Annotated in this window: 15 protein-coding genes and 2 pseudogenes; 11 read left to right on the forward strand and 6 right to left on the reverse strand. The window is 63.7% G+C overall.

What is annotated here, in order from left to right; all coding sequences use genetic code 11:
• Both QQJ84_RS10230 and radC read left to right on the forward strand, forming a co-directional pair.
• Positions 1–3,093: an efflux RND transporter permease subunit gene (locus QQJ84_RS10230; protein WP_284258076.1), complete on the forward strand. Its 3,093-nt coding sequence runs from the start codon at positions 1–3 to the stop codon at positions 3,091–3,093.
• Between the two features lie 102 nt (positions 3,094–3,195).
• A complete protein-coding gene (radC, locus tag QQJ84_RS10235; RefSeq protein ID WP_284258077.1) occupies positions 3,196–3,951 on the forward strand; it encodes a RadC family protein in 756 nt (251 codons plus the stop codon).
• Between the two features lie 8 nt (positions 3,952–3,959).
• On the opposite strand, the gene QQJ84_RS10240 is transcribed toward radC, so the two are convergent.
• Positions 3,960–4,733 carry a methyltransferase domain-containing protein gene (locus tag QQJ84_RS10240; protein ID WP_284258078.1) on the reverse strand — a complete coding sequence of 258 codons (774 nt, stop codon included), beginning with the start codon at positions 4,731–4,733 and terminating at the stop codon, positions 3,960–3,962.
• On the opposite strand from QQJ84_RS10240, the gene QQJ84_RS10245 reads away from it, so the two are divergent.
• Genes QQJ84_RS10245 through QQJ84_RS10255 form a run of 3 tightly spaced genes read left to right on the forward strand, consistent with a single transcriptional unit; the run spans position 4,734 to position 6,216 of the window.
• A complete protein-coding gene (locus QQJ84_RS10245) occupies positions 4,734–5,465 on the forward strand; it encodes a ComF family protein (RefSeq protein ID WP_284258079.1) in 732 nt (243 codons plus the stop codon).
• 41 nt (positions 5,466–5,506) lie between these two features.
• Complete coding sequence (gene grxC / locus QQJ84_RS10250; RefSeq protein WP_284258080.1) at positions 5,507–5,764, forward strand: glutaredoxin 3; 258 nt, start codon at positions 5,507–5,509, stop codon at positions 5,762–5,764.
• A complete protein-coding gene (locus QQJ84_RS10255; protein ID WP_284258081.1) occupies positions 5,761–6,216 on the forward strand; it encodes a DUF1178 family protein in 456 nt (151 codons plus the stop codon). The genes grxC and QQJ84_RS10255 overlap by 4 nt, the downstream gene beginning before the upstream one ends.
• Positions 6,217–6,246: 30 nt before the next feature.
• Here the strand turns inward: QQJ84_RS10255 and mbfA are convergent, their stop codons facing one another.
• A complete protein-coding gene (mbfA, locus tag QQJ84_RS10260) occupies positions 6,247–7,203 on the reverse strand; it encodes an iron exporter MbfA (RefSeq protein WP_284258082.1) in 957 nt (318 codons plus the stop codon).
• Positions 7,204–7,392: 189 nt separating this feature from the next.
• Here mbfA and QQJ84_RS10265 point away from each other — a divergent pair, with 189 nt between their 5' ends.
• Together QQJ84_RS10265 and QQJ84_RS10270 are read left to right on the forward strand one after the other, a co-directional pair.
• Positions 7,393–9,243 (forward strand): tetratricopeptide repeat-containing sulfotransferase family protein, encoded by a 1,851-nt coding sequence (locus QQJ84_RS10265; RefSeq protein ID WP_284258083.1) that lies wholly within the window; start codon positions 7,393–7,395, stop codon positions 9,241–9,243.
• Entirely contained in the window at positions 9,240–10,610 is a 1,371-nt protein-coding gene (locus QQJ84_RS10270; protein WP_284258084.1) for a tetratricopeptide repeat-containing glycosyltransferase family protein, read from the forward strand. The genes QQJ84_RS10265 and QQJ84_RS10270 overlap by 4 nt, the downstream gene beginning before the upstream one ends.
• A gap of 114 nt (positions 10,611–10,724) precedes the next feature.
• Here the strand turns inward: QQJ84_RS10270 and QQJ84_RS10275 are convergent, their stop codons facing one another.
• The gene (locus tag QQJ84_RS10275) at positions 10,725–11,885 is read right to left on the reverse strand and encodes an MFS transporter (protein ID WP_284258085.1); all 1,161 of its coding nucleotides are present in this window, start codon (positions 11,883–11,885) and stop codon (positions 10,725–10,727) included.
• Entirely contained in the window at positions 11,869–12,396 is a 528-nt protein-coding gene (locus QQJ84_RS10280) for a polysaccharide biosynthesis/export family protein (protein WP_284258086.1), read from the reverse strand. Before QQJ84_RS10280 ends, QQJ84_RS10275 begins: the two co-directional genes overlap by 17 nt.
• 100 nt (positions 12,397–12,496) lie before the next feature.
• On the opposite strand from QQJ84_RS10280, the gene QQJ84_RS10285 reads away from it, so the two are divergent.
• Entirely contained in the window at positions 12,497–13,165 is a 669-nt protein-coding gene (locus QQJ84_RS10285; RefSeq protein ID WP_284258087.1) for a class II aldolase/adducin family protein, read from the forward strand.
• Here the strand turns inward: QQJ84_RS10285 and QQJ84_RS10290 are convergent.
• Entirely contained in the window at positions 13,162–14,217 is a 1,056-nt protein-coding gene (locus QQJ84_RS10290; protein WP_408862013.1) for a methyl-accepting chemotaxis protein, read from the reverse strand. The genes QQJ84_RS10285 and QQJ84_RS10290 overlap by 4 nt on opposite strands.
• Positions 14,191–14,652 (reverse strand): annotated as a pseudogene (locus QQJ84_RS19490) (protoglobin domain-containing protein); the annotation flags it as partial. The gene QQJ84_RS10290 and the pseudogene QQJ84_RS19490, both read right to left, overlap by 27 nt.
• On the opposite strand from QQJ84_RS19490, the pseudogene QQJ84_RS19495 reads away from it, so the two are divergent.
• From QQJ84_RS19495 to QQJ84_RS10300, 3 genes and pseudogenes are all read left to right on the forward strand, one after another.
• Positions 14,569–14,751 (forward strand): annotated as a pseudogene (locus QQJ84_RS19495) (hypothetical protein); the annotation flags it as partial. The pseudogenes QQJ84_RS19490 and QQJ84_RS19495 overlap by 84 nt on opposite strands.
• Before the next feature lie 69 nt (positions 14,752–14,820).
• Positions 14,821–15,582 (forward strand): HesA/MoeB/ThiF family protein, encoded by a 762-nt coding sequence (locus tag QQJ84_RS10295; RefSeq protein WP_284258090.1) that lies wholly within the window; start codon positions 14,821–14,823, stop codon positions 15,580–15,582.
• On the forward strand, positions 15,564–16,088 hold the full coding sequence (locus tag QQJ84_RS10300) for an SH3 domain-containing protein (protein WP_284258091.1): 525 nt from the start codon (positions 15,564–15,566) through the stop codon (positions 16,086–16,088). The genes QQJ84_RS10295 and QQJ84_RS10300 overlap by 19 nt, the downstream gene beginning before the upstream one ends.
• The last annotated feature ends 82 nt before the right edge of the window (positions 16,089–16,170 follow it).

Here is a 16,170-nt window from a genome sequence, read left to right on the forward strand (position 1 = left end):
ATGAAACGCTTCACCGATCTTTTCATCGCCCGCCCGGTGCTTGCCATCGCGGTCAGCGTGTTGATATTCGTGCTGGGCCTGCGTGCGGTCGGCCAGTTGCCGGTGCAGGATTTTCCGCAGACGGAAAACGCCACCATCACGATCACCACCACCTATCCCGGCGCCTCGCCGGATGTGGTCGCGGGGTTCATCACCACGCCGATTGAAAATGCCGTCGCGCAGGTGAATGGCATCGACTATATGACCTCGTCGAGCCAGACGAGCATTAGCACCATCACCATCAATCTGGTGTTGAACCATGACCCGGATAAAGCGCTGACGGAGATCAGCGCGCAGGTGAATTCGGTGCTCAACCAATTGCCGGGCGGGGCGCAGCAGCCGGTGCTTTCGTTGAAGATCGGCCAGACGTTCGACTCAATGTATATCGGCTTCCGCAGCGATGTGCTGTCGGGCAACCAGATGACCGATTACATCACCCGCGTGGTGCAGCCGCAGCTGCAGGCGGTGAAGGGTGTGCAGCAGGCGGAGATTTTGGGGGCACAGAATTTTGCCCTGCGCGTGTGGCTGAATCCGCAGAAGCTGAGCGCCTACGGGCTGACGGCAGCGGATGTTTACGCAGCCCTTGGCAGCAATGATTTCATCGCGCCGCTGGGCAACACCAAGGGGCAGATGACGCAGATTTCGCTCACGGCCTCCACGGGCCTGCACAGCGCTCAGGAATTTGAGAATCTGATTGTCAAACAGCAGAACGGCGCGATCATCCGGTTGAAGGATGTCGCCAATGTGATGCTGGGCTCGGACACCTATGAGCAAAACGTGACATTCGATAACAAGGCCGGCGTGTTCATGGGCATTCAGGTGGCGCCGAGTGCCAATCTGTTGCAGGTGGTGGCCGGGATACGCAAGGTCTTCCCGCAGATCCAGGCCAATCTGCCGAGCGGGCTGACCGGGCAGATCGTGTTTGACTCAACTGATTTCGTTAACGCATCAATCCGCGAGGTGCTGACCGCGCTGGTCGAGGCGCTGATCATCGTGACGCTGGTGGTGTTCGCGTTTCTGGGTTCGCCGCGCTCGGTGCTGATCCCGGTGATTGCCATTCCGCTCTCGCTGATTGGCGCGTTCGCGATGATGCTGGCGTTTGGATTTTCGATCAACCTGCTGACGCTGCTGGCGCTCGTGCTGGGCATCGGGCTGGTGGTGGATGACGCGATTATCGTGGTGGAGAATGTGAACCGGCATCTCGATGCCGGGGAGACGCCCCGCGAGGCGGCGCGGCGGGCGGCGGGCGAGCTGGGCGGGCCGATTGTCGCCATGACGGTGGTGCTGATCGCGGTGTATCTGCCGATTGGCTTTCAGAGCGGGCTGACCGGCGCGCTGTTCACCGAATTTGCGTTTACGCTGGTGGGTGCCGTGACGATTTCAGCGCTGATTGCGCTGACGCTGACGCCGATGCTGAGCTCGCGGTTTCTCAAGCCGCCCCGGCACGGCGCGCCCAACTGGGAGGACCGGCTGGTTGACTTCATCGACAGGCGCTTCGCCGAGGTGCACAACCTCTACACCGCGGCGCTGCACAGCAGCCTGAATACCGTGCCGGTGACCATCACCTTCGCGGCGATTATCCTGTGCAGTATTGCCTTTCTGGCGCTGGGCTCGAAGAGCGAGCTGGCGCCGCAGGAGGATGAAGGGGCGACCTTCGTGTTCGCCACATCGGCGCCCGATGCCACGATCACTCAGAAGGCGATGTGGGATGCGCATCTGAACGCGATTTTGCTGAATAATCCAGAAGTCGCGCATACGTTCCATATTGATGTTCCAGGGGTGGATATCACCGGCGAGGTGCTCAAGCCCTGGGACCAGCGGACCAAGACCGCGACCGTTTTACAGACGCAGTTTCAGAACGAGGCCAATGCCGGCGATGCGGGGCAGCAGGTGGTGGTGGGCCAGCCGCCGCCTTTGCCGGGGTCATCGGGATTGCCGGTGCAGTTTGTTATTAAATCCACCGATGATTTCTCGAAAATTTATCCGGTGAGCCAGGCGTTGCTGGCGGCCGCGCTGAAGAGCGGGAAGTTCATTTTTCTGCAGAGCGACCTGAAGCTTGACCAGCCGCAGGCCAATGTTGTCATCGACCGTGACAAGGCCGCCGCGCTGGGGCTGAACATGGCCAATGTGGGGGCAGCACTCGGCGAGGCGCTGGGCGGGGGGTATGTCAACTATTTCAGCCTGGATGGGCGCTCCTACAAGGTGATCCCGCAGGTGGAGCGAAAATCCCGGTTGAATGTCGCGGATTTGGATAATTATTCCGTGGCCTCGGTGAACGGGGTGAACGTGCCGCTCTCCTCGATCGCCAAAATCACCACGAGCGTGATTCCGGAATCGATCAATCATTTTCAGCAACAGAATTCCGCGACATTGCAGGGCGTGGCGGCGCCGGGGGTGAGCGAGGCGCAGGCGTTGCAGACCTTGCAGCAATTGTCTGAGAAAATTCTCTCTCCTGAGGATAGTGTCGATTACGGCGGCGAGATGCGCCAATATGTGCAGCAGAGCAGCGGGTTTATCCTCACCTTTGCCTTCGCGGTGATTATTATTTTCCTGGCGCTCTCGGCGCTGTTCAATTCGTTCCGTGATCCGTTGATTATTCTTGTTTCGGTGCCGATGTCGATCGCCGGGGCGCTGATTTTCATCTATCTCGGTTTCGGCGGGCTTTCGCTGAATATCTATACCGAGGTCGGGTTGATCACGCTGATGGGCCTGGTCAGCAAACATGGCATTCTGATGGTGGAGGTGGCGAACGAGGCGCAGCTGGGGGGCATGAACAAGCGGGCGGCGATTGAATATGCCGCCAACATCCGGTTGCGCCCGATCCTGATGACCACGGCGGCGATGGTGCTGGGTGTGTTGCCGCTGATTATCGCCACGGGTGCCGGCGCGGCATCGCGTTTCAACATGGGCATGGTGATTGCCGGCGGCTTGTCGATTGGCACGATGTTCACCTTGTTTGTGGTGCCGGCGGTGTATCTGCTGCTGTCCAGCGTGAAGCAGGTGGATGAGGATAATGATGAACTGCCGGAAATTGCCGGGGCGCAAGAGAGTTGAATTTTAATTGAGGCGCCTTCAGTTCACTTTGGATTGATCGGGCCCTGATTCGAGGGTTTTGCGCTTTTGTTGGCAGGTGACTCATGGCACCTTGCAAGCGCAATGAAATACAAAAATTCTACTCAAGGTTTCGCAGACGTTTCGCTGATCGATACGTTATCGCCTGAAATACGTCCGCAGAAGCCTGGCGTGGGTGTTAGTGGCCACCGCGCCCGTCTGCGCGCGCGGTTTTTGGCGGGCGGGGCGGACGCGATCGCTGAGCATGAGATGATCGAGATGGTGCTCTTTCTGGCCTTGCCCCGGCGGGATACCAAGCCGATCGCCCGTTCGTTGCTGATACGCTTTGGCTCCTATGCCGGGGTGATTTCAGCCAGCGTGCCTGATTTGCTGGCGGTGGACGGTGTGGGCGAGGCCGGGGCGTCGGCGCTGAAGATCGTGCAGGCGGCGGCGCAGCGGCTGTCCAAGGCGGAGGTGCTCTACAAGCCGGTGCTCAACAACTGGGACCGGCTGATGGAGTATCTGCAGGCGGTTTTGGCGCGCGAAAAGATCGAGCAGTTTCGTATTCTGTTTCTGGACAACCGCAACCGGCTGCTGGCCGATGAGTCGCAGGGCAGCGGCACTGTGAACCACACGCCGGTATATCCGCGCGAGGTGATAAAGCGCGCGTTGGAGCTGCATGCGACAGCGTTCATCCTGGTGCATAACCACCCCAGCGGCGACCCGGCGCCCAGTGAGGAGGACATCGCCATGACCAAGGAGATAAAACATGCGGCGACCGCGCTTGCCATTGTGCTGCATGACCATGTGATCGTTGGCAACGGCCGGTGGTTGAGCTTCCGCCGGGCCGGACTCTTGTGATGCGCGCGTTATGAGCTCCAGCCGGTGAGCACGGCCATGCGCAAGGTGACCTCGTACCGGTCCGCGCGCATGGGCAGCGCGGCCAGCGCGGTTAGGAAGAGGGCGCGGGGGGTGAATTTGCGGCTGCGGGCCAGCACGGCGTTGGTCTCTCCGGCGTCGCGCAGCTCGTGCAGCAGGGCCAGGGGGTTGGCGTATAAAAAGTTGATGTCCTCAACATCGGCGACCGGAAGCGCGAACCCGGCGCGCTGGAGCAGCCCGGCGCAGTCGCGCAGGTCGGGGAAGGGGGAGACGCGCGGGCTGACGGCGCCAGTGAGGGTTTCCTCGGCGGTGAGCAGGGCGGTGCGCAAGGTGGCCAGCGTGCCCAGCGCCGGCATGCTGGCGAGCAGCAGCCCTTTTGGGTTGAGCGCGCGGCGTAGCTGGATGAGCGCGCCGGGGAGGTCGTTGATCCAGTGCAGCGAGAAATGCGCGGCGATGAGGTCAAACTTGCGCCCCTCCAGGCCGAAGTTTTCGCTGGCGATCACGAGCGGTTCGCCGCCGGCCTGGGCCGCGAGGCGGGGGGAGACATCGGCGGAGACAACCTGCATGCCGCGTGCGCGCAGGGCCGGGGCAATGGCGCCGCGGCCGCCGAAGTCAAGCGCGGTGGTGAAGGTCTGGGTGGTGTCGTCCAGGCGGCCGAGCAGGCGGGCGGCGAGTTCGTCCAGCACCGGGGCGATGTTTTTGAGGCGGGGGGCGGCGCGGTCGCGGTGTTTGCGCATCGCCTCGAAGTCGAAAATCTGGTCCAAATGAAAACCCTCTTGCGGCGCGTGCTTGATACCCTGCTGCCGCCTGGCTGTCTCGCCTGCGATACGCCGGTTGATGATGACGGGCAGTTTTGTCTCGGTTGTTTCCGCGTGGCGAATTTTGTCTCGGCGCCGATGTGCGCGCAATGCGGGGCGCCGCTGCCCCATGGCGGCTTGGCCGGTGAGGGGGGGCTGTGCCCGCATTGCGCCGCGCGGCCACCCGCCTTCACGCAGGCGCGCGCCGCGCTGCGTTATGATGAGACCGCGAAGAAACTGATCCTGCCCTTTAAATATGCCGACCGCACGGAGATGGCGCGCGGGCTGGCGCGGCTGATGCGCCGCCCGGGGGCGCGGATGCTGGCGGCGGCGGATGTGCTGGTGCCGGTGCCGCTGCACAGGCTCCGGCTGCGGGCGCGGCGTTATAACCAGGCGGCGCTGCTGGCGCGCGAACTGGCGCGGCTCAGCGGGCGGCCCTGTGTGCCCGATGGGCTGATCCGCCAGAAACATACGGCGCCGCTGGAGGGGTTGAGCGTTGCGCAGCGGCAGGCGGAATTGACCGAGGCGATCATGTTGCGTCCCGGATTCGAGGTGGCGGGGCTGTGTGTTCTGCTGATTGATGATGTCATGACCTCCGGCACGACCGCGGATGCCTGCGCCACCGCGCTGCTGGCAGCGGGCGCGGGGCGGGTGGATGTGCTCACCGTGGCGCGCGTGGCTGATCTGCGATTTGAGTAAAAAGCACTTGCATAAGCCTAACGCTCGGCTAGATGACTGGGATGGCTGATATTGAAATTTATACCCAGGATTTTTGCCCCTATTGCGTGCGCGCCAAGGCGTTGCTCCAGCAAAAGGGGATTGGCTTTACTGAAATAAACGCGCCGGGCGGCTCGGCGGCGCGCGCGCAGGCGCGTGAGCGTTCTGGCGGGAAAACATCGGTGCCGCAGATTTTTATCGACGGCAAAGCGGTTGGCGGGTGCGATGATCTTTTTGCCCTCGAGCGCGCGGGCAGGCTGGATGCCTTGCTGGGCAAATGATCCATTACCAGTTGCATTGCGCCGGCGCGCATGAGTTCGACGGCTGGTTCAAGGACAGCGACGCCTTCGAGCGTCAGGCCAAGCGCGGGTTGATCTCCTGCCCGGTTTGCAGCGGGACCAAGGTGGAACGCGCGCTGATGGCGCCGGGGATTCCCCGCAAGGGCCGCGTGAAACCAGTGGAAACCATGCCCGTGCCCGAACCGGCAAAACCGGCGGCCGGGGGTGTCATCCCCGATGCGGTGCGCGCGGCGTTGGGGAAATTGCGCGCCGAAGTGGAGAAGAGCTGCGACTATGTGGGCAATGATTTTGCCGAGGAAGCGCGGCGGATTCACCATGGCGAGGCCCCGCCGCGCGGGATTTATGGCGAGAGCAGCGACGAGGAGGCTGAAGCCCTGGCCGATGAAGGAATTGATATTGCCCGCATCCCCTGGGTGCCGCGCACGGATAGTTGAGTCAGGCGGCGCTGGCCCTAGCCCGCGCCCCTAACCGGCGCCAATAAGCACGCCGGTCGCGAACACCAGCGCGCCGCCCAGCGCCACCTGCAATGTGGCGCGGATGGGGGAGGTGTCCATGAATTTCCAGCGGATCCAGGAGATGAGGGCGAGTTCGACCGCGACCACGCAGAAGGCGACGAGCAGCGCCATGTGCAGGCTGGGGATGAGGAAGGGCAAGGTGTGGCCGATGCCGCCCAGGGTTGTCATCAGCCCGGTGACCACGCCGCGGATATAGGGCGTGCCGCGCCCGGTCAGGCTGCCATCGTCGGAGAGGGCTTCGGCGAAGCCCATGGAGATGCCCGCCCCCAGCGAGGCGGCGGCGCCGACGATGAAGGCGGCGTGCGGATGGCCGGTGGAGAAGGCGGCGGCGAAAATCGGCGCCAGGGTGGAGACGGAGCCATCCATCAGCCCGACCAGGCCGGGCTGGATGTATTGCAGCATGAAGGCGCGTTCGGCGTGGATGTCTTCGGCGCGGCGGGTTTTATCGGGCAGGTTTTTGGCGGAGAGCTCGTCGGCGCGGTGTTCGTGCTCAACCTCCGCCTCAGCGAGGTCGCCGAGCAGCTTGCGGATGGAAACATCGGTCGCGCGCGAGGCGGCGAGGCGGTAGAAGCGCTGGGTTTCGGCTTCCATGCTTTCCACGAGGCTGCGGATGTCGTCGATGCTGGGCTTGGGCAGCTGCCAGACGGGCTTGCGGGTGAGGAACCCGCGTACGTCCTGCCTACGGATCAGCGGAATATGCTCGCCGAATTTTTCGCGGTAGAGGTCGAGCAGCTTGTGGCGGTGCTCGTTTTCCTCGGCGGCCATGTCGATGAACATTTGCGCCGAGGCGGGGTATTCCTCGCGCAGGCGTTCGGCGACGTCGTTATAGATACGTCCGTCCTCTTCCTCGGCGCCGATGGCGAGCGCCAGGACCTCACGTTCGGAAAGCTGTGAGAAATCGCGCATGAAACACTCCTCCTGATGCGCCCATGTGGCGGCAGATGGTGGTTTGGTCAAGCGAATCATACGGTTTTGCGAATGCGTCGCATTCCGGCAAACCGTTGAAGCGGTTCATGTTTTACCGCGCGCGCGGGTGGCGTTGCCGCATGGGGCAAAGCGGGTAATATGGGGTGGCAACGGACTGGCGTGGACACGGTGACGCAACAAAAATTGGATGATGTTTTGTGCCGTTGTGGTAGCGGGCTGCGCCGGGTGCGGTGCTGCGATGCTGATATCTCCGCCTGGCCGGGGGGCGAGGCGGTTGATGCGCTGGATGCCCAGGGGCAGGAGGCGGTTAAGCTTTTCAACGAGAAGAAATACGTTGAGGCCGAGGCGCTGGCGCTGAAGCTGCTGGATTTGGCGCCGAACCTGCGCCCGGCGTTGCGGGTGCTCTTTGAGATCCGCAAGGCGCAGAAGCGCGGCACGGCGGAGGAGGCGCTGGCGATAAGGCTGGCGGCGCTGCCCGGCGCGCCGGCGGTGCGCGCGGCGGCTAATTTGCTGCTGGCGCAATATTATGTGGGGCAGGGGCGCTATGCGCTGGCCCGCCCGCCCGCCGCCGAGGCGGTGATGGCCACCCCCCGGGATGCCACCGCGCAGCATGTGCTGGGCGTGGTGCTGACCGAGAGCGGGGCGCTGCAGGCCGGTGAACGGCACTATCGCCGGGCGCTGGCTGTGCTGGGGCGCGATGACGGGGTGGTGTTGGCGAATCTGGCCTGGAATTTGAAATTGCAGGGGCGGCTGGATGATGCCGTGGTGATTTACGAACAGGCCCTCGCGCTGCGGCCGGACAACCGGCGCGGCCAGGGTGGTTACGCGCAGGCGGAGTTCGCGCGCGGCAACCGGGAAAAGGCGCTGCGCCTGCTCGATGATGGTTTGGCCCGCTGGCCCGATGACAGGGCGCTGCGGCTGCTGCGCGCGATGGCGGATTTGGCCATGGGCGATGCCGAGGCGGTGCTGGCGCGGCTCAGCAATGCGCCGGAGACCCTGCTCTCAGCCGAGCTTTGCACGCGCGGCCAGGCGCTGGCGCGGCTTGGCCGCCCGGTGGAAGCGGTGCAGCATTACGCAACCGCGAAATTGCTCCAGCGTGAGCGCCATGGCCAGCAATATCAGGCGGAGGCGTTCGCCGCCAAGGCAGAGGCCTGCAAGGCGTATTTCACCGCCGAGCGGGTGCAGCCGCTGCCCCGCGCGGTGGCGCCGCCAGCCCGCCAGCCGGTGTTTCTGCTGGGGTTTGCGCGCTCGGGCAGTAGCCTTCTGGAGCAGTTGCTAGGCCAGGTGCCGGGTTTTGCGGCGGGGGATGAGTTCTTCCCGGTGGCGGAGTTGAATGAGATAATTCCGGCGCTGGCCGGTGCCGCGCGCGATTATCCCGAGGCGCTGGATCACGCTCTGGTGGGTGATGGCTGGGCGCTGCCCGAGCGGCTGCGCCAGCGCTATGAGGAAGCGCGGAACCAGCTGGGGCTGGCGCGGCCGGGGGTGCAATTCATCACCGACCGTTCGGCCTCCAACCATTGGCAGCTTGGGCTGATCAAGCTCTTGTTCCCGGATGCGCCGGTTATTCATGTGCTGCGCCATCCGCTCGATGTCATGCTCTCCAACCTTGGGCAGGACCGCCGGCTGGAGGCAAATTGCGGGGTTTCAATGCTGGCGCTGGCGCGCCACTATGCGCTGGTGATGTCGCTGATCCGGCATTTTCGCGGGCAGTTGACGTTGCGCTATCTGCCGGTGCGCTATGAGGATTTGGTGAGTGATACCGCCGCCAGCCTGCGCCGCGTGGTGGAGTTTGCGGGCGCGGACCCGGCGGCGGTGCCGCCCGAGGCGGTGTTGCGGGCGAATAGCGCCATGCCGCCCGGCCCGGTGCCGGCGCATTTTTCGGGGCGGGAGGCGGTGCATGGGCGCGGGCTGTATCGCCACCGCGCTTATCAGACCCAGATGCCGGCGCTGTTCGCCGAGGTGCGGGAGATTTTGGACCCCTGGATTGCCGAACTTGGCTATCGGGAGGACGGACCATGAGCGGCGCGCAGCCGGGCAAGCAGGTTGTGCCGCTGGCCGAGGCGCTGGCCAGGCTGGCGGCGCTGGAGCAGGCCAACAAGCTGGTGGAGGCGGATGATCTGGCCAACCGCATGCTGGCCGCGATGCCCGAGCATCCGCATATTCTGCATCTGGCGGGGATTATCGCGTATCGCAACGGGCGGATCGCGCAGGCGGTGGAGCGGATGGAAAAATCCGAGGTGCTGGCGCCCGAGGCGGCACTTTATCCGCGCAATATGTGCGAGGTGTATCGCGGCGCCGGGCAGCTCGATGATGCGCTGCGCGCGGGGCGGCGGGCGATTGAGCTGGCGCCGCGGGATGCGCGGGCGTATTTCAATCTTGCGCTGATTCACTACGAAAGACTGGAGCTAGACGAGGCGGTGCGGATTGCCGATCAGGCGATCGCGCTGGAGCCTGATTTTGCCGAGGCGCATTTTGAGAAGGCCGAGGCGCTGCTGCTGGGCGGGCGCATGAAGGAAGGCTGGGAGAGCTATGAATGGCGCTTCAAGCTAAAGCAGGCCGAGGGGATGCTGCCCAAAACCGGCAAGCCGCAATGGGACGGCCGGCCGCTGGCGCCGGGCAAGCTGTTGATTGTCGGCGACCAGGGGTTTGGCGACTGCATCCAGTTCAGCCGGTTGATCCCCTGGGCGGCGCTGCTGTGTCCGCAGCCGGTGCTGGCCTGTTCGGGCGAGCTGACCACGATTTTGCGGCAGATTTCCGGGATTGGAAAAATCGTCACGCGCTGGGAGGATACCGGCGATTACGAGGCGTATATCCCGCTCTCCGGCCTGCCGCGCCTGGCTGGGATCACCACTGAGAACGTGCCCCCGGCGGGGTATCTCGCGCCCGGCCCGGCGTTGGTGGAAAGCTGGGGCGCGCGGCTGGACCGGCTGGTGCCCAAGGGCCTGCGGCGCGTCGCCCTGGTGTGGGCCGGGCGGCCGACACATAAGAACGACCGCAAGCGGACGCTGAAACTCGAACAGTTCGCGCCGCTGTTTGCGCGCGATGATCTGGCGATTCTCACGGTGCAGAAGGGCGAGCAGATTGCCCAGGTGGGCGGTTATTACGGCCGCGCACCGTTGTTGAATCTCGGCCCGGAGATTGTGGATTTTGCCGACACCATGGCGATATTGCGGCATGTGGAGCGGCTGGTGACCATCGACACCTCGGTTGCGCATATCGCGGGCGCCATCGGCGTGCCCACGGCGCTGGTGCTGCCCCATGCGCCGGACTGGCGCTGGCTGCTGGGGCGGGAGGATACGCCCTGGTATCCGTCGGTCCGGCTGTTCCGGCAGGAGCGGGCGTATGACTGGAGCGGCGTGATCGAGCGGGTTTCGGATTCGATCTGATCGACTTGCGCGTCACGAAGCTGTGTTTTTTGTTGCAGACCCGCGCAAATTCGGGCGCGAAATAAACTAACGGATAGTTAGATAAAATCCGCGCAACCGCTCCATTTGGCGCCCTCAGGCCGCTCTCCAGAACCGCAACGCCACCACCAGCATCATCACCTGCATCGCGCACACGATCGCGACGCACCCCGGCCAGCCATAGCCATGCCACACCCTGCCCGGCACCACGCCACCAGCACTCCCGCCCACGTAATAAATCGCCACATACAGCCCCACGGCGGTTGATTTCGCCTCGCGCGCCGCCACGCTCACATACGCCGTCGCCAAGGTCTGCTGCATGAAAATCGCGGAACTCATCAGTAGCAGACCAAGCCCGATCAGCCAAAGCGGTGCCGCCAGCGTCAGCGCCAGCCCCACCCAAACCAGCGGCGCCGCCACCGCCATCACCCGCCGCCGCCCAAAATGGTTCGCCAGGCGTGCCGAGAGCGGGCTCATCACCACCCCGCCCAGATACACCACAAAAATCCCCCCCAGCGCCGCCGGCCCCAGAAAATAGGGCGCCGCCGCCAAACGGAAATTGATATAGGTGAATACCGCCACGAGGTTGAACAAAACGCCAAAACCGACCACGCAGGTCGCCACCAGCTCTACATTGCTTAAATGCAACGGAAACGCCCCGAGCGCGCGGCGCACCCCATACATCGGCTGAAACAGCTTCTCCCGTGGCAGCATCACCGCGATGATCGCCGCCAGCAGCAGCGTCATCGCCGCGATCGCCCAGAATGCGGCGCGCCAGCCGAACCCGGAGGTCATCATCCCCGCCAGCAACCGCCCGCAAAACCCGCCGAAAATCGCGCCGGACATATAAGTTCCCGCCAGCCGCGCCGCCGCTGCGCCGCTGGTCTCCTCGCCGATATAGGCAATGGTGATGGTGAAAATAAACGGCAGCAGCAGCCCCTGCACAAACCGCCAAACCACCAGCGCCTCGAAACTCCGCGCCGTCGCCGCCAAAATTGTCGGGACCAGCAGCAGGATCACCGCGCCCAGAATAAACTTCTTGCGGCCGAACCGGTCAGAGATTAGCCCCACCACGGGCGCCGCCATCGCGGTCGCCACCAGCGGCGCTGTCACCGTCAACCCCGTCCGCGCCTCGGAGACATGGAAACTCGCGGCCAGCACCGGCAGCAGCGCCTGCGTGCACCACATGTTGATGAACGTGGCAAAACCACCGGCAAATGCCGCGATGTTGAGCCGCGCGCTAGAACCTGCGCTCAAAGACAGTGATGACATCGCCAGGTTGCGCCAATGCAAACAGAGGAGCGCGATAGGGGGCGGGGATGCCGCCCTTCTCGCGTGTGACTCCGGCATAGCCTTGCTCAGCCCGATAGGTGAAGCCTCCCGCGACCGAAATTGCAGTCAGGACAGTCATGCCCGGACGGAATGGATACTGCCCCGGCGTGTTCACCTCGCCCAGAATGTAGAACGGCCGGTAGGCGGCAACCTCCACCGCGACACTCGGATGCAAAATCAACCCGCCATCGCGCAGGCCGTTGGCGATGGCGGCGCTCAGCCCATCAGTGCTCAACCCCGCGGCTTTTACCAGCCCCAGCAGCGGCATATCCACCATGCCGCTGTCATCGACCTGATAAGTGCCTGACATCTGCGCCTGATCATAAATCCTGATCCGCAGCGTGTCCCCCGCTCCCAGCAGATAAGGCCCCCCGGGCGGCGGCGGCAGTGCGGCCAAATTTGCGCCCGGTGCCGCCAGCGTGGCGCAACCGCTCAAGCCCGCCAGCAATCCACAAAAAATTCCACGCCGCCCCAGCTTCATGGCCCGACTATATTGTACAACTTAAAATAGCGCCAGATTGACCGGCTCATTCCCCATGTTACCAACGCATATGATCGAAGACCGCATCGCCCTCATCGCCGCCGCCCGTGCCATGTCCGCGCGCGGGCTGGCCCAAGGTACGTCCGGCAATTTGTCGCTCCGCACGGCGCGGGGCATCCTCATCACGCCCTCCGCCATCCCCTATGACCAGCTAACCCCCGAAATGCTGCCCCTGATAAGGCTGGACGGCGCATACGGCGCCTATGAGGGCGATTACCGTCCCTCCTCGGAATGGCGGTTTCATCTTGATATTTACCTCGCCAAGCCAGCGGCCGGCGCCGTGGTGCATCATCACGCGCCCTATTGCACGGCGCTCGCCATGGCGCGGCGCGAAATCCCGGCATGCCATTATATGATCGCCCGTTTCGGTGGCGCCCCGGTGCGTTGCGCGCCCTATGCGCTGTTTGGCACAGCGGAACTCTCGGCCCATGTGTTGCAGGCTTTGGAGGAGCGCACCGCCTGCCTGATGGCCAGCCACGGCGCCATCGCCACCGGCAAGACCATCGAGGCCGCGCTCGCCGCCGCCGCCGAGCTGGAAACCCTGGCGCAACAATATTTGCTTTCGCTCGCGGCTGGCGGACCGGCGCTGCTCTCGGCGGAAGAAGTCGCCGCCGCCGTGGCGCAGTTCGCCCAGGTCTACGGGCCGAATATCAAAAAAGCCTAATTCACTTCGGTCAGGCGGCGCAGCTTCGCCGCGGCGGGCCGGTAGCTCCCTGGCGTGGTTTCGCGTGCCCGGTTGATTTTGAAGGCTGAAATGGAACGGTTGAGTTCGTTGATTTCGCTTTTCAGCGAGTGCACCGCCGCTGAAGCCTCCTCCACCATCGCGGCGTTCTGCTGCACCACCATGTTCATCTCGTTCACCACCTCGCTCACCTGATTCAAGCCCCCTGACTGGTGCTGCGCCGCGTTGGCGATGCCCGAAACCAGCCCCTCGATCTGCGCCACATTGGTGCCGATCGTCTCCAGCGACTGCCCGGTTTTGCGCACCAGCTCCACGCCCTGCACCACCTGCGCGGAGGAGGTGGAAATCAACGATTTGATCGCCTTCGCCGCCTCCGCCGAGCGTTGCGCCAGCGCCCGCACCTCCGAGGCCACAACCGCAAACCCGCGCCCCGCATCACCGGCGCGCGCAGCCTCCACCCCGGCATTGAGCGCGAGCAGGTTGGTCTGGAAGGCGATATCATCGATCAACCCGATAATCTGGCTGATTTCCTGCGACGATGCCTCGATCTTGTTCATCGCATCGCCCGCCTCGCTCACCACATTGCGCGAATTGGCGGCGCCTGAATTGGCGGCCCCCACGGCGACATGGGCCTGCGCCGCGCCGGTGGCGGTGCGTTGCACGCCTTGGGTCAGCTCGTTCAACGCGGTGGTGGTTTCCAGCAGACCGGCGGCCTGCTGCTCGGTCCGCCGGGCCAGATCATCGGTCGCCTGGGAGATTTCGTCGATACTTGTGTTGATAACCCCGGTCGCCACCTGAATGCCCGAGAGCGTGCCGGCCAGACGCTCCACCGCGCTGTTGAAATCCTCGCGCAGCCTTGCATATTCGTCAGGCAGGGTGTCGCCGATCCGGTGGGTGAGATCGCCGGTGGCGAGCGCGCTCATCGCCTCGGTTACCGTCTGCATTACTTTTTTGCTGACCGTTTCGGCCTTGGCCTCGGCGGCCTTGCGCGCCGTCTCCGAGGCGCTGAGATATACTGAAATGGCAAGATCCATGTCCAGAAGTGCGGCTTTGAGCAGCGCTCCCAGCTCCGCGTTCAGCTCCTCGCAGCTTTCCTGGTGTTGCCAGAACTGGCGTTTGGGCCAACGGGCCGCGACCACGGCGGCGATGAGCGGTTCCAGGACCAGCGCATACCCGCCGATATACCAGCGCGGCTCCAGACTGATGCGGGCGTGAATCTCGCCCACTTTTGTCACCGCATTCAGATATTCCTGGTCAAAACGGCCTTCTGAGATGGTGTTCCAATGCAGCATCTGCCGGGCCTCGGCATGTTTCATCATCTCATCGCCGGAGAAAAACGCCCTGGTATGCGGCTCCGCGCTGATTTTGGTGTAAAAGCCGCTGAGTGCCGCGGGAAGCGCCTGCCGGATTATGGATTTTATGCCCCGCAACCGTGCCAGCGCCTTCGCGTTCAAGTTAATGAAATTGAGACGATCGGTCAGCGGGTTCGCATCCGGCATCACAGGGCTTCCTTCAGGCGTGAGGACATGTGGCCCAGTTTGGCCGCGTCGTGCTTAAGTCTGGATTAAATCCGGGAATTAAACTTGCCGCCGTGCCGGGGCATTTGGCCGCCGGGGATGGGCATTCTATAACGGCTCATGGATTTTAATTTCTCCGAGGACGAAATTCAGCGTTACGCGCGGCATATTCTGCTGCGCGAGGTTGGCGGCGTTGGCCAGGCGCGGCTGAAGGCCGCTAAGGTGCTGATTGTTGGCGCGGGGGGGCTGGGGTCGCCGCTGGCCTTATATCTGGCCGCTGCCGGGGTGGGCACCATTGGCCTGGTGGATGGCGATGTGCTGGAGCTTTCCAACCTGCAACGCCAGATCGCGCATGGCATGGAAAATCTGGGACAGCTCAAAACCGAGTCGGCCGCCGAGTCGATGCGCCGGATCAATCCGCTGGTACGGGTGAACACCCATGACCATCGGCTGGACGCGGCCAACGTGGCGGGGCTGGTGGAAGCCTATGATATCATCTGCGACGGCACCGATAATTTCGCCACGCGCTTTTTGCTCGCCGACGCCTGCGTGGCGGCGCGGCGCACGCTGGTGAGCGCCGCGGTGTTGCGTTTTGAGGGGCAGCTCTCCACCTTTAAGCCGCATGCCGACCCGCAGGGGCCTTGCTACCGTTGCCTCTACCCCGAACCGCCGCCCGAAGGGCTGGTGCCGAGTTGCTCCGAGGCCGGGGTGCTGGGCGCGGTGACCGGGGTGATGGGCAGCTTGCAGGCAACCGAGGTGCTGAAGGAGATTATGGGGATCGGGACTTCAATGTCCGGCTGGCTGCTGATCTGGGACGCGCTGGACGCGCAATTCAGGAAAATCAGATTACGGAAAGATAAAGCATGCCCCGTATGTGGTTGAGATGTTGTGCCCTGGCGTTGTTGCTGCTTGGCGGCTGGACCACCGTGCCCCCGGGCAGCGGGCCGGGGCCGGGGATTGGGCCGGTGACGAAACTGCCGGTGCCGCGCTTTGTCTCGCTGCGCACCGATGAGGTGAATTTCCGCGCCGGGCCGGGGTTTCAGTATCCGGTCTCCTGGGTTTATCAGCGCGATGGATTGCCGGTGGAGATCATCGGCGAGTTCGACGTGTGGCGGCAGGTGCTGGCCCCTGACGGTGGAACCGGCTGGGTGCATATGGCGACCATTCGCGCGCGCCGCACGTTTTTTATCACCGCGCAGCAGGCGGTGCTGCGGCGGAGTGCTGATGCGGATGCGGCGCCGGTGGCGTATCTGCAAAACGGTGTCAGCGGCACGTTGATCGCGTGCAAGCCGCCGTCGGATTTCTGCAAGGCGGCGGCCGGGCAATATACGGGGTATTTGGCGCGCGAGGATTTCTGGGGCGTGTTTCCGGACGAGACCGTTAAGTAAAAAAAGTTTTCCACAGAAAAGGACTCGTGAAAGTCTCTCTAGATATTGCGGGTAAGCCTCGCCCTCTCTACTGTATTTTGTA

Source organism: Acidocella aquatica (genome assembly GCF_030160635.1).
Taxonomy (GTDB): Bacteria; Pseudomonadota; Alphaproteobacteria; order Acetobacterales; family Acetobacteraceae; genus Acidocella; species Acidocella aquatica.

Excerpts from the sequence above, each read along its gene's own strand:
- QQJ84_RS10270 (WP_284258084.1), top strand. The coding sequence starts at position 9,240 with ATGAGCGGCGCGCAGCCGGGCAAGCAGGTTGTGCCGCTGGCCGAGGCG.
- radC (WP_284258077.1), top strand. The coding sequence starts at position 3,196 with ATGAAATACAAAAATTCTACTCAAGGTTTCGCAGACGTTTCGCTGATC.
- QQJ84_RS10290 (WP_408862013.1), bottom strand. The coding sequence starts at position 14,217 with ATGGATCTTGCCATTTCAGTATATCTCAGCGCCTCGGAGACGGCGCGC.
- QQJ84_RS10285 (WP_284258087.1), top strand. The coding sequence starts at position 12,497 with ATGTTACCAACGCATATGATCGAAGACCGCATCGCCCTCATCGCCGCC.
- QQJ84_RS10245 (WP_284258079.1), top strand. The coding sequence starts at position 4,734 with ATGAAAACCCTCTTGCGGCGCGTGCTTGATACCCTGCTGCCGCCTGGC.
- grxC (WP_284258080.1), top strand. The coding sequence starts at position 5,507 with ATGGCTGATATTGAAATTTATACCCAGGATTTTTGCCCCTATTGCGTG.
- QQJ84_RS10295 (WP_284258090.1), top strand. The coding sequence starts at position 14,821 with ATGGATTTTAATTTCTCCGAGGACGAAATTCAGCGTTACGCGCGGCAT.
- QQJ84_RS10255 (WP_284258081.1), top strand. The coding sequence starts at position 5,761 with ATGATCCATTACCAGTTGCATTGCGCCGGCGCGCATGAGTTCGACGGC.
- mbfA (WP_284258082.1), bottom strand. The coding sequence starts at position 7,203 with ATGCGCGATTTCTCACAGCTTTCCGAACGTGAGGTCCTGGCGCTCGCC.
- QQJ84_RS10300 (WP_284258091.1), top strand. The coding sequence starts at position 15,564 with ATGCCCCGTATGTGGTTGAGATGTTGTGCCCTGGCGTTGTTGCTGCTT.
- QQJ84_RS10230 (WP_284258076.1), top strand. The coding sequence starts at position 1 with ATGAAACGCTTCACCGATCTTTTCATCGCCCGCCCGGTGCTTGCCATC.